The organism is Aurantiacibacter sp. KMU-128 (assembly GCF_056933515.1).
Genome location: NZ_JBXORT010000001.1, coordinates 1783907 through 1802276, shown reverse-complemented (window position 1 = coordinate 1802276; position 18370 = coordinate 1783907). Strand labels below are relative to the sequence as shown.

The following is an 18370-nucleotide window of genomic DNA, read 5'->3' as shown; positions in this document are numbered from 1 at the left end:
TGTGTTAGCAGGGCGATATGCCCCCCAACCGGCAAGAGTGAACTGGGCAAGCAAGCGCAAGTCTCCGGACTGTTCGCGTCATATAGGAACAATGCGGTAAAGCGCGAGATAATGGCGAAACTTGTCGACGGGGGAATTATACGGTCTGAAAGATGGAATTTTTGCTCCAGAGTTGAGGTGGCGACGGAAACGGAGGAACGGTTGAGTTGTTATACTCCCCGAATTTCATTCGGAAATTTGCTTCAGTCAATGCAAAGGTGAATGCGATGCGAATAATCTATGCAGATGAAGCCGGAACTGGTGCCGCGGAGCCTTTCCGTGTGGTAGCGGCAATAATCGTTGAGCCAGATCGCGAAGCACCTCTCTTACTATCGGAGATGGAACGCATTTTTGATGAGAGGGTGCCGCAGCAGTACCGGAAAGGATTCACTTTCCACGCCAAAGATCTTTTTTCATCGCCCAAGAAAAAGGACAAGTATGCAGACTGGCCCTTTCAGGAACGACTAGATTTCATCAAAGAGGTGCTTTGCCTACCGATGGTGCACGACATCCCGATTGTCTTTGGATCAATCCGTAAGGATGTCGCACCGGTCGATGCGAAGACATTGAATTTTCTCCAAGAAAAGAAGCTTGGTCAGGCGGCATGGGAGCATCTTATGGCGTTCTCTCAATGCATGGAACGAGCAGATCACTTTTTGCGAAAATATCTTGGGGGCAAGGAAAAGGCGATCGTAATTGCAGAGGACGTAAACGAAAAGAGAATATTGTTGAGAAGGTTTGGACTATTATTCCGAGAGATTAGCGTCACGATACCATCGGAAGGTATGAACCTGTCGAAGGCTCAAAAGCTCTTAGGCGAAATTCCTCCGCCACATACGTCTAAGATTGAGAATATCTTGGATGTGCCAAATTTTGCGCAAAGGCATGAGGCTCCGCTGCTGCAACTGGCAGATGCTTGTGCGTTCGCCCTTCGACGATTCTTGTGCGAGTTCAAAGGTGGAGAAGACTTCCTTTTTGCAATGCTCGGGCCTCATGCGGCCGCTGAGATGATTGACGACCCTGTTTGGCGCAAAGAGGGCAGCTCAAGTGTCTTCACCTCGTTGTCACATCTGAGCGAAGAGCAAAGGATTGCTGTAATCCAGAGAGGCAAATTGCTCGGTCTTTGAAATTGGCATCAACGCAAGCCCTAAGTGCATCCACGTTTGTTGAGCTGCCCCTTTATGCTCGCTGTGGTTTTCTGGGGCAATCTGAAGCCAACCACACATTGCACCGCGCCCCCTGTGCAGTATGAAGGCGCATCGATTGTAACGAACACAGGACACGCCCATGCGCCGCATTGCTTCGCTTCTCGCCGCCACCAGTCTTTTCGCCGCCAGCGCGGCGTTTGCGCAGGAGGAGGCGGCGGACGAGGCTGAGAGCACGGAATGGGATGTCAACAATCCGCCCGGTGTCGAAATCACGCAGGTGCCTATCGCCACCGATGAAGGCACGTGGATGGATGTCGACGTCTCTCCCGACGGGCAGACCATCGCCTTTTCCATGCTCGGCGATATTTACACCATGCCGATTAGCGGCGGCACGCCAACGCGCATTGCCGAGGGGCTGGCGTGGGAAGTGCAGCCGCGTTTCTCTCCCGATGGCAGCCGCATTGCTTTCACCTCTGATCGCGGCGGGGGGGACAATATCTGGGTGATGAATGCCGATGGCAGCGATGCGCGGCAGCTCACCAATGAGGATTTCCGCCTGATGCACCAGCCCAGCTGGTCGCCCGACGGGCAGTTTATCGTCGCCAAGAAGCACTTCACCACCGGCCGCAGCCTCGGCACGGGCGAGGTGTGGATGTATCACATTTCCGGCGGCGCGGGCGTGCAACTGGTCGCGCGGCCCAACGAACAGCACCAGAAGGAGCTGGGCGAGCCAATCTTCGCACCCGATGGCAGCGCGGTCTATTACACGCGCAACATCACGCCGGGCGGCACCTTTATCTACGCGCAGGATTCGAACACCGACCTGTTCAATATCGAACGCTATGACATGGCGACGGGGGAGGTGACGACGGCGGTGTCGGGCCTCGGCGGCGCGGTGCGGCCCACGCCTTCGCCCGATGGCACGATGCTGGCTTTCGTCCGGCGCGAGGATATGCAGACGGGTCTCTATGTCCGCAATCTGGCGAGCGGGGAGACGACCCGCATCTATGACAATCTTGACCGCGATGTGATGGAGACCTGGGCGGTCACCGGCGTCTATCCGAATATGGACTGGACACCCGACAGCCGCTCAATCGTGTTCTGGTCGGGCGGCCATATCAACCGCATCAATGCCGACGGGACGGGGTTCGCGCAGATTCCCTTCGCCATCAACGACACGCGCGGCGTGCTGCCCGCGCCGCGTCCGGAAATTCCTGTGGCGGTGGATCAGGTGGAAGTGACGATGGCGCGCTTCCCCGCCGTCTCGCCCGATGGGCGCACCGTGGTGTTCGAGAGCCTTGGCCGCCTCTACACTATGCCCGCCAGCGGCGGCACCCCGCGACGGCTCACCAGCGGCGGCGGTGGCGCGGCGCGCGAGCTCTTCCCCAGCTGGAGCCGCGACGGATCGCGCATCGTCTATGTCCACTGGACCGATGCCGGGCTTGGCGAAATCCGCACGATTGCGCCCAATGGTTCGGGCAGCCGGACGGTCACGTCGCAGCCCGGCCACTACTCCCGCCCGCAATTCTCGCCCGACGGGCAGACCATCTTGTTCGAGCGGGGCGAGGGCGGCTATCTGACCGCGCCCGAATATAGCGACAATCCCGGCGTCTACCGGATGCCCGCCAGCGGCGGCGCGATGACACTGGTGAGCCGCGAGCACAGCCTGCCGCATTTCGGCGCGGAGAATGACCGCATCTTCATGACCGGCTCCTCCGGCGGCAATCAGGTGCTCGTCTCCACCGATCTCAACGGAGAGGCCGAGCGCACCCATGCGACGGGCGAGATGGTGACAAGCTATCACGTCGCACCCAATGGCCGCTATGTCGCCTTTACCGAGAATTATGACGCTTTCGCCGTCCCGCTGATGCCGGGCGGGCAGACGGTGACCTTGTCGGGAAGTGCGCGCGCTCTGCCGGTGGTCGAGGTCTCCGATAGCGGCGCGGCCTATGTCCACTGGGCGAGCGGCGGGGAGCGGCTGCACTGGTCGCTTGGGCCGACGCTCTACACCGCCGAAGTGAGCGAACTCTTCCCCTCCGCCCCGCCTGCCGAGGTCGAGAGCCGCGCCTACACCCAGCCCGAAAGCGGCGTGTCGATGCTGCGCACCGTGGCGGCGGATCGCGCCGATGGTCGGCTCGCCATCACCGGCGCGCGGATTGTCACCATGGCGGATGACAATGGCGGCGTGATCGAAAACGGAACCATCCTGATCGCAGGCGACATGATCGCGGCCATCGGCGCGGCGGGAGAGGTCAGCATTCCGGCGGGCACGCCCACCATCGACGCCACCGGTCGCACGATCATTCCCGGCATTATCGATGCCCACGCGCACGGCCCTGTCGCCACCAATGAACTGGTGCCGCAGCAGAACTGGGCGCTGCAACAGGCGCTGGCGCTGGGTACGACGACGATCCACAACCCCTCCACCGAAAGCGCGTTTTTCGTGGCGGAGGATATGCAGCGCACCGGCGATCTGCTCGCCCCGCGTATGTTCAGTACCGGGCGCATTATCTACGGCGCGCGCAGCCCCTATGCCTATGCGCAGATCGACAGTCTGGAGGACGCGCTCGACCATGTCCGCCGCCTGCGGGCAGAGGGCGCGCCGAGCGTGAAGAACTACAACCAGCCCCGCCGTGAACAGCGGCAGATGGTGGTCGAGGCTGCACGGCGCGAGAATATGCTGGTGGTGGCTGAAGGCGGCTCGCTCTTCGGCATGGACCTCAACCTGATCGCCGACGGCAATTCGACGCTGGAGCACAATATTCCGGTCGAGTATTTCTATGAAGACGTGCTGCAATTCATGGCCGGAGCGGACACCAATTACACCCCGACACTGGTGGTCGGCTATGGCGGTCTGGCAGGCGATCCCTATTGGCGGCAGGCGACCAATGCGTTCGAGCAGCCGCTGCTGCAAGCGCACACGCCGCCTGCCATCCTGCGCGCCGAAACTTCGCGCCGGACGACCGCGCCGGAGAGCAATTTCGTCGACGACGATATCGCCCGCGAAGCCGCCCGCGTGGCCGAACGCGGCGTCGAAGTCGCCGCCGGTGGCCATGGTCAGCAGGCAGGGATCGATATCCACTGGGAAATCTGGAGCTTCGCGCGCGGCGGGATGAGCGAAGTCGATGCGCTGGAAACGGCCACCATCGGCGCGGCGCGCTCGCTCGGCATGGATAGCGAGATCGGCTCTTTGGAAGTCGGCAAGCTCGCTGATCTGGTGATCCTGACGGGCAATCCGCTGGAGAATATCCGCAACACCGAAACGGTTGAGACGGTGGTGATCGGCGGACGCGCTTATGATGCAGCGACGCTCAACGAAGTCGCGAGTGGCGACAGCACCCGGGCACCCTATTGGTGGGAAGACTAGGCGGCTGAGAGCAAAAGCGGGCGGGGGAGAGATGACGGCAATCGCGCCCGAAATCCGGCTGCTCGCTGTGCATTTGCGACCTGCTCTCGGCCTGACGGCTGGAGAGGCACCGCCGCTCGCGCTGGCGCAGGCCGAGTGGGCGATGCGCCGCCACCGTGTTGGTCCTCTGTTGCACCACGCGCTGGCGGGGTGGGGTGAGAGCGATGCGGCGGTCGATCAGTTGCTTCGCGCCTCTTACGAACGCAATGTCCGCCGACAACTGCGCCACCGTGCGGCAAGGCAAAGGTTCAGCGGTTGGCTGGGCGAGTGGGGGCACAGCGCGCTGGTGGTGAAGGGCTGGGAGCTGGGCGCGGCGCTCTATGGCGATCCGGGCCTGCGCTATTCCAAGGATATCGACCTGCTGATCGGCCTGCCCGCGATGGCGGACGCGCTGGGCATTGCGGCGGAGAACGGCTTTCTCATTTCCGGCAGGCCTGCACGTCAGGGCCTGCGCAAGGCGCGGCTGCTGGTCGGGCGGTTCAAGGAAATCGGCGTCGGCGATCCGGAATATGGTGTGCAAATCGAACTGCATTCGCGCCTGCTGGCCTATCCCTCCGCCTATTGGAGCGACCCTGAACCCGCCAACACCGACTGGCCGCGCCTCGGCAATCCCGAATATGTCCTCTATCTGCTGATCCACGGCGCATGGACCTATTGGGATAGGCTCAAATGGCTCGCCGATTGCGCGATGCTGGCGCAGCGGGTGGAGAGGGCGCTGATCCCCGTCGTCCTCGCCAATGCGCGCCTCCTGCACTGCGAGGAGGCTATCGTGGCAGGGCTGCGCATGGTGGGCGCGCTTTGGGGCGAGGAACTGGTCGCGGACTGGCTGGCGCAGAGCCGCGTTGCGGCGGACAATCCGCTGATGCACGCGCACAGCAATATGATCGTAGAGCGCTTGAACCAGAATAGCCGCGCGCCCCTCGGACAGCGGGTGCTTCGCAACACGGGTCTGCGCCGCAATCCCCCCGTTTTCAGCACCCATCCGCCGCGCCTGCGCAGCACGATGGACAACGCGCTGTTTTGGCTTGCGGCAAAGCTCTGATAGGCGGTGGCGCGATGCAGGTGATGCGATTCCTCCGGCGGCGCGCGCTCTTTGCCGAGATATGGCTCGGCCTCGCCTGGGCGCGCTTTCTCACCCGCTTTGTGCGGCTGGGGCGGTGGAAGCATTTGCTCGGCGACATGGACGCGCGCGCTGGGGAAGACCTGCCGCCAGCGCGGATCGAGCAGGCGCAAGGTGTCGGGCGGATAGTCACCTATGTCGCGCGCAAGGTGCGCTTGTTCGACGCGGTCTGCCTGCCACAGGCGATGGCGGCGCGCTGGGTGCTGGAACGGCGCGGTATCCCCTCGCGCATCGTCATCGGTTCGCGCCGCGAGGATGCGGACGGGTCGATGCATTTCCACGCATGGCTGCTGGTCGGCGGCGAAGTCGTGATCGGCGCAAGTGAGGCGGAGGCGCATCAGGTGATGGCACGGGCAGGGCAGAGCGATGCCACCGCCTGAGTCTGCGCCCGAAGCCGAACGCCCCTTGGCGAGTTTCCGCGACCTGCTGCGCGCGATTCACGATTTCGCTCGCGGCAGGATTACGGCGACCTTGCTTATCATTGCGCTCGCCGCTGTGCTCGAAGGAGCGGGGCTGGTGCTGCTGCTGCCGGTGGCGGAAACCTTGTTCGCGCAGGAAACGGGCGGACAATCGGGCCTGACCGCCAGCCTACGCACGCTGCTGGAGGGTGCGGGCGTCACAGCGGTGACCGCGCAATTGGCCGTGATGGGCAGCGGCTTTCTGCTGATCGTTTTGCTGCGCGCGGCCGTGCTGCTGAAGCGCGATGTGGTGATGATGCGGCTGTCGCAGGGCTTTGTCGATCACACGCGCCGATCTTTCTTCACTCTGCTCGCGCAGACCGACTGGCCGGTGATCAAGCGGTTCCGCAAGGCGCAGTTGCTGAGCACGATGACCACCAATATCGCCCGCCTCGCCGCCACGATGAGCGCATTGACCCGCGGGCTTATCACGGTGGCGATGGCGCTTGCCTATCTGGTGGCGGCATTCTTCGTCAGCGCGCTGCTGGGCGGCGTGCTGCTTGGCCTGACCGCTTTCGGGCTGGTCTCGGCGATTATCTGGACGCGGCGCAGCCACCGGCTGGGCACACAATTGACCGGCGCCAATCGGGGCGTTTTGCAGGAAACCACGCGCTTTCTCGACGGGATGAAGGCCGCCAAGGCCGCGCGCGCCGAGGCGGAGCTGACGCAGCGCTTCGACGCGCGGATTGCGGAGAGCCGCGCGATTGCGGTCGAATTCGTGCAGCAGCAGGGGCGGCTGCGCAATGCGGTGCAGGTGGGCGCGTCGGTGGCGGCATTGCTGACGCTGCTGGTCGGCTATGGTGTGGTCGGGCTGAGCGGCGGCGAGCTGCTGGTGATGGCGGCGATTGTACTGCGTCTCGCGCCCAATCTTATCGCCACTTTCGGTGGTTTGCAGACCATCGCCCACGCACTGCCTGCCTTCACCTCGATCCGCGAGACCGAGGCCGCCCTGCTTGCCGCGCAAGGGGGGCAGGAGAGCGATGCGCCCGTGGCCCCCGCGCATATCCCGCCGCCCGATGCGCTGCTGATCCTGCGCAATGCCAGCGTCCGCGTGCCTGCCGAGGGTGGCGGCGAGGTGGAGTTGGTGCATTGCGCGCAGGCGCAATTTGCACCGGGCACACTGACGCATATTTCCGGCCCCTCCGGCGCAGGCAAATCGACATTGGCGGAGCTGATCGCAGGACTGCATCTGCCCGCCGATGGCAGCGTGTCGCGCGGCGCAGTGGATCTTACCGTAGAGACGCGGCGCGGTTGGCAATCCACGGTCTCTTTTGCCCCGCAAGAGCCGTTCCTGTTTGATGACAGCGTGCGCGCCAACCTCCTCTGGCCCAATCTCGACGTGGACGATGCCGCAATTTGGCAGGTGCTGGAGCAGTGCGAGGCAGATGAACTGGTGCGCGGCTTGCCCGATGGCCTTGACCACGAATTGCTTGATGGCGGGGCGCGGCTTTCGGGTGGGGAGCGCCAGCGGCTTTGCCTCGCCCGCGCGCTGCTGCGCCCGGCGAGCCTGCTCGTTCTGGACGAGGCGACGTCAGCGATGGATCCGGAGCTGGAACGACGCATTGTCAGTGGCTTGCGCGAGAGCATTGGCCAGCGCATCGTCCTGCTTATCTCGCACTCGCTAAACGCGGCAGGCAGCGCCGATCAGACCATTCGGGTGATTGGCGGGCAGGTTGCGACCGCTCATCCTGCATGAGCCACGCCTCATCGCCACGGTTTGCTGCAAAATCGGGGAACAAAGCGCCGCGCTTCAAGTTTCCTTTTTGCGTAATTTTGTCAGTCTGGTTAAAAGCACCCCGTGGTAAACGATCACGTCTTCACCGCAGACCCCGACGCCGGGGAATTGATTGCGAGCTCGCCGATCGCCTCCGTGGTGAGCGATCCTAAACTGCCGGACAACCCGCTTATCGCGTGCAATCAGGCATTTATCGACCTCACTGGCTATAGCGAAGACGAAATTCTCGGTCGCAATTGCCGCTTCCTTTCCGGACCGGGTACCGAGCCGTGGCTGACCGAAGCGATCCGTGAAGGCGTGCGGGAGCGCAAGGCGGTGCTGGTTGAAATTCTGAATTACAAAAAGGATGGAACCCCGTTCCGCAACGCCGTGGTGGTTGCGCCGATTTTCGATGATGCCGGCGAACTCGCCTATTTCCACGGATCGCAGGTCGAGCTGGAGGAGGGCGCGGATACCCCCATGGTCACGCGCCGGGCCCGCGCGGCAGAGAAAATCAAGGCCCTCTCAAAGCGCCAGCTCGAAGTGCTCAAAATGGTGGCAGGCGGCCTGCGCAACAAGCAGATCGCTTACGAGCTCGGCCTTTCGGAAAAGACCATCAAGATGCATCGCGGGCTGGCGATGGAGAAGCTGGGCGCGCAAAGCAGCGCGGACATGATCCGGCTGGCGGTTGAAGCGGGCATCTAGCTGCGCGGTCGATACAAACTGGCCCAAAGCCCATATTTTGGATTTCCACAAACGCTGTATTGCGCAAGATGCATCGTAGTTGGAGCACCGAGGTTCCCCCTCCCACCTCGTTTCCTCCCTCCATCCCACCCGTTCCGGCTGCGATGCCCCCATCGTTTTCGGGCTCGGCAACAGCCTATGTTGAAATCGGCCGTTGATCGCGGTCGATCGGGATCACCACATCGGCGCGTGCGGGCATTTCTTCGAGCATATGGCGGGTTAGCCGTTCGTAATGCGACACGAAGTGAGAGAGCGCGTCTTCATCCAGCACGCCGGGGCCGAGCGGATTGAGCGCAGCCAGCTTTTCCTCCTGCCGCCGCCGGTTGGCGATGACCGCATCGAAACTGTCGACCTTCAGCATCACCAGCATATCGATAAGCTTGAACAGCCGCGCGTAATCCTCGCCTAGCCAGTGATTGACGAGCGTGCGCCACACCGCGTCCTTGTCTTCCTCGGCTTCGAGAACGTTGATCGGGCGTTTGAGCTTTTCCGGCTCCTGCGGCGTGGCGCCGACGCACCAGCCTTCGAACAGTAGGACATCGACTGGCCCAGTGATGCGCGTCACTTCGTTGCTGCGATCATCGAACGCCTTGTCGAAGCGCGGCATTTCGAATGCACGGCCCGCCAGCACATCCTCGATAATGCCGAACGCCATGCCCACCGCATGGGTGCCGGGCACCCCGCGCGTGGCAAACAGCGGATGCACTTCGGCGGCGAGTTGCAGCCGCTCGGCATGGGTGAGGTAGAGATCGTCGAGCGAGAGAGTGACCGCGCGCAAGCCGCGCTGTTGCAGCAGCAGTTCGAGGAAACGACACACGGTCGTCTTTCCCGCTCCCTGCGCGCCATTGATCCCCACGATCAGCGGCGTCCGGCTGGCGGCGCGACGGGCGATTTGCGTGGCGAGGGGTTTCCAGTGCGCCTCCACAATCGCGGCATAATCATCGGGCAGGCGTTCGGCGGCGATCAGCTCTTCGATGGTCATGGCGGCTTATGTAGTGCGCAAAAGTTCCGGGCCAAGCGCGATCAGCATCCGCGTGTCGATGCCGACACCGCCCTTGCGGAAATCGCGGATGGTGGCGGCAAAATCGGCGAGTTTGACGCGGTGGACGATGATGTTTTCGCCCTCGACTCCGCCGCCCGGCGCAGTCTTGGTGAGGCCGGTGGCTTTGAGCAGCGTAAAGCCCTCGCTCACCATGCCGGGGGAGGAGAAGAAGTCGCCTACCACTTCCCAATGCGCAGCTTCATAGCCCGTCTCTTCGAGCAATTCGCGCTTGGCCGCCGCCAGCGGATCTTCGCCTGGCGCGCTGTCATCGTCGCCGATCAGCCCGGCGGGCAGTTCAAGGCAAGGCTGGCCGAGCGGCACGCGATATTGCTCGACCAAGATGATGTGCTCGCCATCCAGCGCCAGAATAACCGCCGCACGGATATCCCGCGCTCTCGCGACATATTCCCAGCGACCGCGCTTCTTTGCGGTGATCCAGTCGCCTTGCCAGACGATTTCTTCCGGCGCATCGTGATCGGGTGTGCTCATGGTGAGCGGCGCTAGCGGCGGCTCACACTTCGATCAAGCGGTCGGGCAGTTCGTTGTCGTCATCCTCGCCGCGCGGGAAGTGTTCGGCGAGCACTTTTCCCACGTCGCGCACACCGGCGGCGATCCCTTCCGCGACGCAGCCCTTGCGGATTTCGGCGAGCATATCCGCCATCGCTTCGCCCCAAACCTCTGCCGGCACCAGCGAGGCGATGGAATTGTCGGCGACGATTTCCGCACGGTGTTCACGCATGGAGAGATAGAGCATAATCCCCGTCTTGCCCTTGGTTCGCCCCTCTGCGCCGACCTTGAAATGCCGCACCGCCCGCATCCGCACCCGCTGCGCCTTGATCGGCGAGGGGACACAAACGAACCGCAGCGCATCCCAGCTCAGCAGCGCCCACACGGCGACGAATGTCACGAGGCCGATACCCACCGCCCAGGCGATGACTTCGCCATACGTCCATTCATGCGTCCATCCGCCCAGCAGCCAGTCGACCATGGACAAGAAGACATCGGGGAAGGCGGCGAAAATGCTCATCGCGGTGAAGGCCGCTGCAATCGCCCAGACGAGGATCACGTCGGTATAGCCATCCGAGCGGTCGGCGATGACCGGCACGATCTCGCCGCTGGTGGACAGCTCTGCCTCGGCTACGGCTGCGGAGACAAGCTGGTGCTGTGCTTCGTTCAGATACCCCATCACCAGCCTCCGCTCGCGCCGCCGCCGCCGGACATACCGCCGCCGAAGCCGCCAAAGCCGCCGCCTCCACCGCCGCCGCCAAAGCCGCCGCCGAAGCCGCCACCGCCGCCCCAGTCATCATTATCGGTGATACCGCGCGCAATCGCTTTGCCCGCCTCCCACAGGATGATGTCGCCGACAACGCCGCCGATGCCGCTGCGATAGCGCCGCCGCCGGCCTTTGCCGCCCAGCATCGGAAGGATGAAGAAGAAGAACAGGAAGCCGAGCCAGATCAGCGTGCCGATGGGAAAACCGCCTTCGCTGCGTTCCTGCGCGGCTGCTGCCTGTGCAGCCTCTTCGATAGCAATTGCATCTTCCGGGCTGGTGGCGAGGTGTGCAAGAATGGCATCGACGCCCGAAGTGACGCCGCCATCAAAATCGCCCGCCTTGAAGCGGGGAGAGATCACATCATTGATCACCCGCCCGGCCATGATACCGCCGAACCACGGATGCAGGCCGTATCCGACTTCTATCCGCATCCGGCGGTCATCGCGCGAGATGAGCAGTAACAGGCCGATATCCCGCTCCGCCCCGCCAATGCCCCATTCGGCAAAGAGCGCGGTGGCGTATGGCTCGATCTCCACCGAACGACCGCTGGCATCCTGCAGCACCGGCACCGTGGCGACAATGATCGCGCGGCCGGTTTCCCGGTTGTAATCGCGCAGCCGCTGATCGAGCGCGGCCTCCGCCTGCGGCGAAAGCATATCCGCACTGTCGAGCACCGGACCGCTCGGCGCGGGCGGGAAGTCGTAGGTCTGCGCGAACACAGGGCTCGCCAGCGCGGCGAACAGGGCTGCCAGCAGGAGAAAAATCCGCCTCATGCAGCGGCCTCCAGACACGCAGGCGAGGTGGGTCGCGGTGCGGTGACGCTCTCGTCCAGCGTTGTCATAATGGCATCGACGCCTGCCTCGATCCCGCCGGGAAAATCACCATTGCTGAATTCGGGCACCATCGCATCCTCGATAATCTCGCCCGCGACCTCATTGGTCAGCACGCTTTCCAGACCGCAACCCACTTCGATGCGTAAGCGGCGATCATCGCGCGCCACCACGATCAGCACCCCGCGATCCGTCTCGGCAGCGCCAATTCCCCAACGGTTGAACGTGGTGAAGGCATAATCCTCAATGGATTGTCCGGCGAGGCTTGGAATGGTGTTCACGACAATGGCGGTTTGTTCAGTATTCCAATATTCGGTTAGGCGTTGTGTCAACTCCGCCTCGATCCCGGGCGGGATAATCGCGGCTTCATCGATAACGGGTGAGCTTGGCCGATCGGCCGCAGCAACGTCAGGCTCGCTTTGCGCGTCGGCGCGGCACGCAGCCAGCGGCAGCAAGACTGCCGCCAGCACGATACGCATCACGCGCGACACCTGCCGCGCCGGCCTTAGCCTTCGTCACCCGTGATGTTATTGAACTCGACATCCGGATTTTCCCGCGCGCCCTCGGCGGCTTCGAAATATTCGAGCGGCTCGGAACCGTGGATCACATTCGCGCCGATGGAGGAGGGGAAGGTGCGGATTTCGGTGTTATAGTCGCGCGCGCTTTCGTTGTAGCGGCCGATTTCGGTGTTGATCATGTTGTTCGACTGTTCGATCTCCACCATCAGATCGGCAAAGCGGGCATTGCTCTGCAATTGCGGATAGGCTTCCACAATCGTGCGCAACTGGCCGAGCGCTTGCGTCAACTGGTTCTGCGATTCGTTGAACCGTTGGAACTCCTCCGGGTTGGAGAGATCATCGGTGGTGATGTTGATCGAGGTGGCGCGCGAGCGGGCTTCGATCACTCCGGTCAGGATGTTTTCCTCCGACACAGCGGCCGCTTCTACCACTGCCACGAGGTTGGGAATAATGTCCGACCGGCGTTGCAGCGCGGCTTCGACATTGGCCCATTGTGCCTTGGCGGCTTCTTCCTTGGTGGGCACCGAATTGATGCCGCAAGACGCGAGCGCGAGGCTCCCGAAAACGAGGGCGAACAGGGTGCTCAGACGCTTCAGCATTTTGGATAATCCTCCCAACCGGAAAAGGTGTGTTGCTGATATAGCACGGCAGCGGCGTTGTTCAAGGAAACAGCGTGTTACTTGCAGGCGATTTCGCGCCGTGGCAGAGGGTAAATACCACTTTAACACAGGGGAGTAACGGGTCTATGTTTGCAGAATTCAAGGAGTTTATTGCCAAGGGCAATGTGATGGAACTGGCGGTCGCGGTGATTATCGCGGGCGCTTTCGGCACGATTGTCACCTCGCTGACAGCCGACATCATCATGCCGCTTGTCGGCTTCATCTTCGGCGGGGCGGATTTCTCCAGCTATTTCATCCTGTTGTCCACGCCTGAAGGCTACACCGGCAGCACGACCGATTATGCGGCGCTGAAAGAAGCGGGCGCGGCGATGATCGGTTATGGCGCACTGATTACGACGATCATCAACTTCGTGATCCTCGCCTTCGTCATCTTCCTGCTGGTGCGCTACGCCAACAAGGTGAAAGCCCGCATGGAAGGCCCGAAGGCCGAAGAGGCGCCTGCCGGCCCGACCGAGATCGAGCTGCTGACCGAGATTCGCGACGCGCTCAAGAAATAAGAGGCAGCGCGCTTGCGCAGCCCTAATACACTTCACATTAAGCGGGCAGGGCCTATATAGGACCTGCCCGTTTTTGCGGGATATGGCGATAAACTGCGCCGTGTAATAGGTACAGCGGACCCGGGGGCAGTACCCGGCGGCTCCACCAAAACTGGCGGTATTCCGCCATTTCTGACGGGGCCGAACCAGGATCGACGTGTGCTGAAAGACGGTGTTTTTGCCCGGGCTGAGTAACCCGTAAAACTGTTCAAAACCTATAAGTGCCAACGATAACGAAGCACTCGCAATCGCTGCGTAATCTGACGTCCTAACGGACTGATCTTACAAGGCTAAAGCGCGGTTGGACCCACCGGGCAACAGAAGCGGATTCCGGGGCCCCGGGGAGAGGCTAGCAACAGAATCTCCCCATTTTCGATCTTAAAGAGAAGTTTTCACACGAAGACACAAAGGCACAAAGAGGCTTGTGCCACGCCGTCGATCTATGCGCGATAGTAGTCGTTCGCTATGCGCCGCAGGCCGTTCTTGAACAGGCTGTCACCGAAATTCATGAGCAATCCCAACGGCAAGTTGCCGACGCGGAGATACGTAAGAACCTGCTTGCCGTGCACCGGCATCAAGCGCTCTACGGATTTGAGCTCAATCAGCAGGCGGTTATCGATCAATAGATCGACTTTGTATGCGTTCTCTACGAGAACGCCCTTGTATCGCAATGGAAGGGGAACTTGCCGCTGCACCGCAAACCCCTCGCGCCCAAGCAATTCGGCCATGAGCAATTCATAGGTCGATTCGAACAGTCCCGGACCAAGGTCGCGGTGAAGCTCAAAACCGCACTGTATGACGGCAGTGGCTAGTGCTTCGAGTTCGTGTTCCACCGACATCTTCGTGCCTTTGTGTCTTCGTGTGATAACTTATTTCTTTGGAAGCCCAGCCTCACGCTCCGCGGCTTCGTATTTCAGGCAGTCCAGTATCTTCGCGCCGCCCAAGAACACCGCTCCGCTGCACGCGGCGAAGAGCAGCCAGCCGCCCCAGCCCGGATATTGTGCCAGATAGTGGCTGCCGCGGTCCATCGCGCCCAGTGCCAGCGCGTAGATGATCAGGAACGCTTCCCAGCGGGTCTTGATGACAAACAGTCTGCCGATCTTGCGAAGCATTCGTAACCTTTCTTAACGCGTTACACAGCAAGCGCCGTGCCAGCCGCGCTAATCTGCGGGAGACGATGGTTAAGCCATTGGCGGATGTAAAACAATCCGACAGGCCGCGCGCCGGTTATAGCAATTCGGAAAGGCCCAGCGCGTCCAGCAGCTTGGCGCGCGCGGTGCGGACGGTCTCTGCCAGCGCGGGATCGCCGATTTGCGCGGCGTCGATGCTCTCCGGCCAATATTCGGCAATCACGCCCTCGATCAGCGTCGCCTTCGCATCGTCGAGCATGAAGCGCGGATCGACCGTTGCGGGGTCTGCGACCACGCGCAGGCGCAGGCAGGCGGGGCCGCCGCCATTGGCCATGCTCTGGCGCACATCGACGACATTGACGTGGCGGATCGGGCCATTGCCCGCGAGCATTTCCTGCAACCAGTTCCACACCGCGCTGTTCTCGCGGCATTCTTCCGGCACCACCAGCGTCATCTCGCCCGACGGCGGAGTGAGGAGCTGCGCGTTGAACAGGTAAGAGCTGATCGCGTCGGCAAGGCTCACAGCATTGGCAGGCACTTCCACCACCTGCGCGCCGGGGCATTTCGCCTGGATCGCGGCATAAGTGCCCGCCGGATCGGCAAAGGCCTGCTCGTGCGTGAACAGCACCCCTTCATTTGCCACGGCCACCACATCATTGTGGAACGCGCCCGCCGCGATGGCTTCGGGTGCCTGCTCGACGAAAAGGCAGCGTTCGGGATCGAGGCCGTGCTTGCGCGCGATCAGGCGACTCGCCTGCTCGTGCTGGCGCGCGGGGAAGCGGCCTCCGGGGCGGCCATAGACGAAGACTTCGAGGCCCGGTTCGCCATGGCTCGGCGCAAAGCGCATATGGTTCGCCGCGCCTTCATCGCCGAAGCAGGGCGAGGCGGGTTCGTGCACCGCGAAATGCGCGGCATCGGCAAAGGCGAGGCGCAATTGCGCCAGCGTATCGGGCCATTCCTGGCTGCGATGCGGCATGGTAACGAGATTGGCGACAGTCAGGTGGCACTTGCCGTCCGCCGTATCGGGCGCAGGCGAGACGGTGGCCGCATTGGCGGTCCACATGGAACTCGCCGACCATGCGCCTGCAACCAGCGCAGGGTCGGTGCTGTCATCGGCGGCAAGCACTTCCAGCCAAGCATTATTGGGGCGGGGGAGCGGCAGGAAGAAGCCCTGTGCCAGCCCCATCGCCATATTACCGCGCATCTTGGCAATGCCCTGCAACGCCGCCGCGCGCGGATAGGAGGTATCGCCCGCATTCTTTGTCGCGGCGAGATTGCCGAGGCTGAGTCCCGCATAATTGTGGCTGGGGCCGACAATGCCGTCGAAATTGATTTCTTGCAGGTTCACCGCCCGATACTCCACACCGTATCACCTTCACCCACGCCGAGCAGGTCTGCCGCCCGTGCGTCAATCGTGATGCCCTCTCCGCGCAATTCCCGCGCGCCGTAACAACAGCGGAAATCCGCCATCTGGCCAGTGGCAATCAGCGCCTTCTCGCCCTTTTCCAGCGAAGTGCTCTCGATCACGCCATGATGCGCCTTGGCAATCGCCCGCACGCGGTCGGTCTGCGCCAGCATGGTCGGCCCGCCATCGAAAATGTCGACATAGCCCTGATAGGCAAAGCCTTCATTCTCCAGCATCCGCATCGCTGCGCGGCCCGAAGGGTGGGGCAGACCGATCACCTTGCGCGCCGCCTCGTCGAGCATGGCGATGTAGACCGGGTGTTTGGGCATCAGATCGGCAATGAACTGGTTCCCGTGCACCGCGTTGAATTCGTCGGCCTCCTGAAAGCTCATGCCGAAGAATTTGCCGCCGATAGCATCCCAGAAGGGCGAGCCGCCGCGTTCGTCGATAATGCCGCGCAATTCGGCCAGAATGCGGTCGCCGAAGCGGTGGCGGTGGGCGGCAATAAAGAGGTAGCGGCTGCGCGCCAGCAGCATCCCCAGTCCGCCCGCACGCTCGCCGGGGTGGAGGAACAGCCCGCCCACTTCGCTGCACCCGCCCAGATCATTGGTCAGGCTCAGCATTTCGGCGGTGACAGTGCGCTCCAGCTCCTGCGAATGTTGGGTCAGCGTGGTGATGCGGTAGGAGTAAAACGGCCATTGCTGGCCCACCGCTGTGAACAGTTGGCAGGTGCCGCGGACATCACCCGTCTCGGTGTTTTCGAGCACCAGCACAAAGGTTTCGGCGCAGATTTCCTCGCCCTCGCGCGCAAAGGCCGCGTCCGATCCCTCCAGCTTGGCGCGCAGCGAATTGCGGTCGGGCGGCAGATTGGTGAACCCGCCGCCGGTCAGCTTTGCCATTTCATACAGGTGCTGCAGATCGTCCGCCGTGGCGGCGCGCATGATGTGGCTCACAAATGGTCTCCTGTGGCGAGGCGGTGCAGGACAATGGCAGACAATTGCGCGCGCTCGGTCAGGCTGGGGACGATCATGAATTCGTCCGGTGAGTGGATCTTGCCGCCGCGCACGCCCATCGTATCGACCACGGGCACGTGATTGGCGGCGATATTGTTGCCATCGCATACGCCGCCGCTCGGCTGCCAGCCGATGGTCTGGCCGAGCGCTGCGCCGCTCGCCTGCACCAGATCGAACAGCTTTTGCGCCTTCGCATCGACCGGCTTGGGCGGACGCGAAATGCCGCCATGAAGGTGGATCGAGACTTCGTGTCGCACTTCCAGTTCGGCAAGCATCAATTTGAGATCGTGCGCGAATTGCTCGCCAGCCTCCCGCGTCTTCGGGCGGATATTGAAGCGCAAAACGGCATGATCGGGGACGACATTATTCGCCGCGCCGCCATCGATCTTGGCGGGGTTTATCGGCAGATCGCTATGCTGCATTTCCTTTAGCCGTAATACACAATCCGCGGCAGCCACGATCGCGTTGCGCCCGTCCTGGGGGTTGCGCCCGGCATGGGCGGATCGGCCGGTGAAGGTGGCCGAGTAATTCCCGCTTCCGCCCCGCGCATGGGCCAGAGTGCCGTCGGGCAGGGCAGACGGCTCATATGTCAACGCGGCAAATTTCCCGCGCGCCAGCTGGTCGATCAGGGCGGCGGAAGCGAGCGAGCCCGTCTCCTCGTCCGAATTGATCATTACGTCGTAACCGACACTGCCAGCAGCCTCGCTCGTCTCGAAAGCTTTGAGCGTCTCCAGAATGATCGAAAGCCCCGCTTTCATATCCGCTGTGCCCGGGCCGTTGATTGTGTCGTCATCGAGCCAGGTGAGCGACTGGAACGGGTGATCGGCGGGAAAGACCGTGTCCATATGGCCGGTCAACAGGAACCGTCGCTCGGCCTCTGGTCGCACCGAGCAGACCATGTGCTGTCCATGCGGCTTCTCGACCTGCTTGCCGCTCGCATCGACGACGGTTACCGGCGCCGGATCGCGGAGCGTCACGTCGCCGGGCAGGGCAGCAAAGGCGTCAGCCAGAAGCGCAGCGACCTTGGCCAAACCATCCAGATTTCCGGTGCCCGAATTGATTGCCGCCCAGCTTTGTGTCCGCTCAAGCATGGCGGTCTGGTCAATGCCTTCGAGCAGCGCGGTTTCGGTGGCGGAAAGCTGTTGCATATGAAACCGCACTGGCGAGGCGATGCGTCTATGTCAAATCCCGTCTGGCGCCTCGGCCTGCCTCCCCGCCTTTAACCCAGAGATAAGACCTTTGCGCTAGGCGTGCCCCGTCTAGGTCTTTGTGGGGAATTGAAATGCTCGCCGGTGGTGAGAGATCGCGCGTTGA

At 62.3% G+C, this 18370-nt stretch carries 18 protein-coding genes and 1 other RNA gene; 8 read left to right on the top strand and 11 right to left on the bottom strand.

Annotated elements, in window-relative coordinates; all coding sequences use genetic code 11:
* Nucleotides 1-266: 266 nt before the first annotated feature.
* The 6 genes from ACS0VV_RS09010 (at nt 267) to ACS0VV_RS08985 (ending at nt 8590) form a co-directional block, all read left to right on the top strand.
* Nucleotides 267-1166, top strand: a complete 900-nt coding sequence (locus ACS0VV_RS09010) for a DUF3800 domain-containing protein (protein ID WP_483532376.1) — start codon at nt 267-269, stop codon at nt 1164-1166.
* Nucleotides 1167-1326: 160 nt separating this feature from the next.
* Nucleotides 1327-4554 carry an amidohydrolase family protein gene (locus ACS0VV_RS09005; protein WP_483532375.1) on the top strand — a complete coding sequence of 1076 codons (3228 nt, stop codon included), beginning with the start codon at nt 1327-1329 and terminating at the stop codon, nt 4552-4554.
* Nucleotides 4555-4585: 31 nt separating this feature from the next.
* Nucleotides 4586-5635, top strand: coding sequence for a nucleotidyltransferase family protein (locus ACS0VV_RS09000; protein ID WP_483532374.1), 1050 nt, complete (start codon nt 4586-4588; stop codon nt 5633-5635).
* Between the two features lie 23 nt (nt 5636-5658).
* Nucleotides 5659-6093, top strand: coding sequence for a lasso peptide biosynthesis B2 protein (locus ACS0VV_RS08995; RefSeq protein WP_483533521.1), 435 nt, complete (start codon nt 5659-5661; stop codon nt 6091-6093).
* On the top strand, nt 6080-7867 hold the full coding sequence (locus ACS0VV_RS08990; RefSeq protein WP_483532373.1) for an ATP-binding cassette domain-containing protein: 1788 nt from the start codon (nt 6080-6082) through the stop codon (nt 7865-7867). The genes ACS0VV_RS08995 and ACS0VV_RS08990 overlap by 14 nt, the downstream gene beginning before the upstream one ends.
* A 177-nt stretch (nt 7868-8044) precedes the next feature.
* Nucleotides 8045-8590 (top strand): response regulator transcription factor, encoded by a 546-nt coding sequence (locus ACS0VV_RS08985; protein WP_483532372.1) that lies wholly within the window; start codon nt 8045-8047, stop codon nt 8588-8590.
* A gap of 175 nt (nt 8591-8765) precedes the next feature.
* Here the strand turns inward: ACS0VV_RS08985 and ACS0VV_RS08980 are convergent, their stop codons facing one another.
* From ACS0VV_RS08980 to ACS0VV_RS08955, 6 genes are read right to left on the bottom strand one after another with little or no spacing between them, the layout of a single operon-like run.
* On the bottom strand, nt 8766-9611 hold the full coding sequence (locus ACS0VV_RS08980) for a kinase (protein ID WP_483532371.1): 846 nt from the start codon (nt 9609-9611) through the stop codon (nt 8766-8768).
* A 6-nt stretch (nt 9612-9617) separates the two neighbouring features.
* Nucleotides 9618-10160: an NUDIX hydrolase gene (locus ACS0VV_RS08975; protein WP_483532370.1), complete on the bottom strand. Its 543-nt coding sequence runs from the start codon at nt 10158-10160 to the stop codon at nt 9618-9620.
* Nucleotides 10161-10182: 22 nt separating this feature from the next.
* Entirely contained in the window at nt 10183-10857 is a 675-nt protein-coding gene (locus ACS0VV_RS08970) for a TPM domain-containing protein (RefSeq protein ID WP_151975435.1), read from the bottom strand.
* Nucleotides 10857-11717 (bottom strand): TPM domain-containing protein, encoded by an 861-nt coding sequence (locus ACS0VV_RS08965; protein ID WP_483532369.1) that lies wholly within the window; start codon nt 11715-11717, stop codon nt 10857-10859. Before ACS0VV_RS08965 ends, ACS0VV_RS08970 begins: the two co-directional genes overlap by 1 nt.
* Complete coding sequence (locus tag ACS0VV_RS08960; protein WP_483532368.1) at nt 11714-12253, bottom strand: TPM domain-containing protein; 540 nt, start codon at nt 12251-12253, stop codon at nt 11714-11716. Before ACS0VV_RS08960 ends, ACS0VV_RS08965 begins: the two co-directional genes overlap by 4 nt.
* 26 nt (nt 12254-12279) lie before the next feature.
* Nucleotides 12280-12891 (bottom strand): LemA family protein, encoded by a 612-nt coding sequence (locus ACS0VV_RS08955; protein ID WP_483532367.1) that lies wholly within the window; start codon nt 12889-12891, stop codon nt 12280-12282.
* A 146-nt stretch (nt 12892-13037) separates the two neighbouring features.
* Here ACS0VV_RS08955 and mscL point away from each other — a divergent pair, with 146 nt between their 5' ends.
* Both mscL and ssrA read left to right on the top strand, forming a co-directional pair.
* A complete protein-coding gene (gene mscL / locus ACS0VV_RS08950) occupies nt 13038-13469 on the top strand; it encodes a large conductance mechanosensitive channel protein MscL (protein WP_483532366.1) in 432 nt (143 codons plus the stop codon).
* Between the two features lie 27 nt (nt 13470-13496).
* Nucleotides 13497-13840, top strand: a transfer-messenger RNA (tmRNA) gene (gene ssrA / locus ACS0VV_RS08945).
* A gap of 108 nt (nt 13841-13948) precedes the next feature.
* On the opposite strand, the gene ACS0VV_RS08940 is transcribed toward ssrA, so the two are convergent.
* The 5 genes from ACS0VV_RS08940 to ACS0VV_RS08920 form a co-directional block, all read right to left on the bottom strand.
* Nucleotides 13949-14347, bottom strand: a complete 399-nt coding sequence (locus ACS0VV_RS08940; protein WP_483532365.1) for a GxxExxY protein — start codon at nt 14345-14347, stop codon at nt 13949-13951.
* A 30-nt stretch (nt 14348-14377) separates the two neighbouring features.
* Nucleotides 14378-14620: a hypothetical protein gene (locus ACS0VV_RS08935; RefSeq protein ID WP_483532364.1), complete on the bottom strand. Its 243-nt coding sequence runs from the start codon at nt 14618-14620 to the stop codon at nt 14378-14380.
* Between the two features lie 115 nt (nt 14621-14735).
* Nucleotides 14736-15986: an N-succinylarginine dihydrolase gene (locus tag ACS0VV_RS08930; protein ID WP_483532363.1), complete on the bottom strand. Its 1251-nt coding sequence runs from the start codon at nt 15984-15986 to the stop codon at nt 14736-14738.
* Entirely contained in the window at nt 15983-16996 is a 1014-nt protein-coding gene (locus ACS0VV_RS08925) for an arginine N-succinyltransferase (RefSeq protein ID WP_483532362.1), read from the bottom strand. Before ACS0VV_RS08925 ends, ACS0VV_RS08930 begins: the two co-directional genes overlap by 4 nt.
* Complete coding sequence (locus ACS0VV_RS08920; RefSeq protein WP_483532361.1) at nt 16993-18204, bottom strand: hydrolase; 1212 nt, start codon at nt 18202-18204, stop codon at nt 16993-16995. Before ACS0VV_RS08920 ends, ACS0VV_RS08925 begins: the two co-directional genes overlap by 4 nt.
* Nucleotides 18205-18370 lie beyond the last annotated feature (166 nt).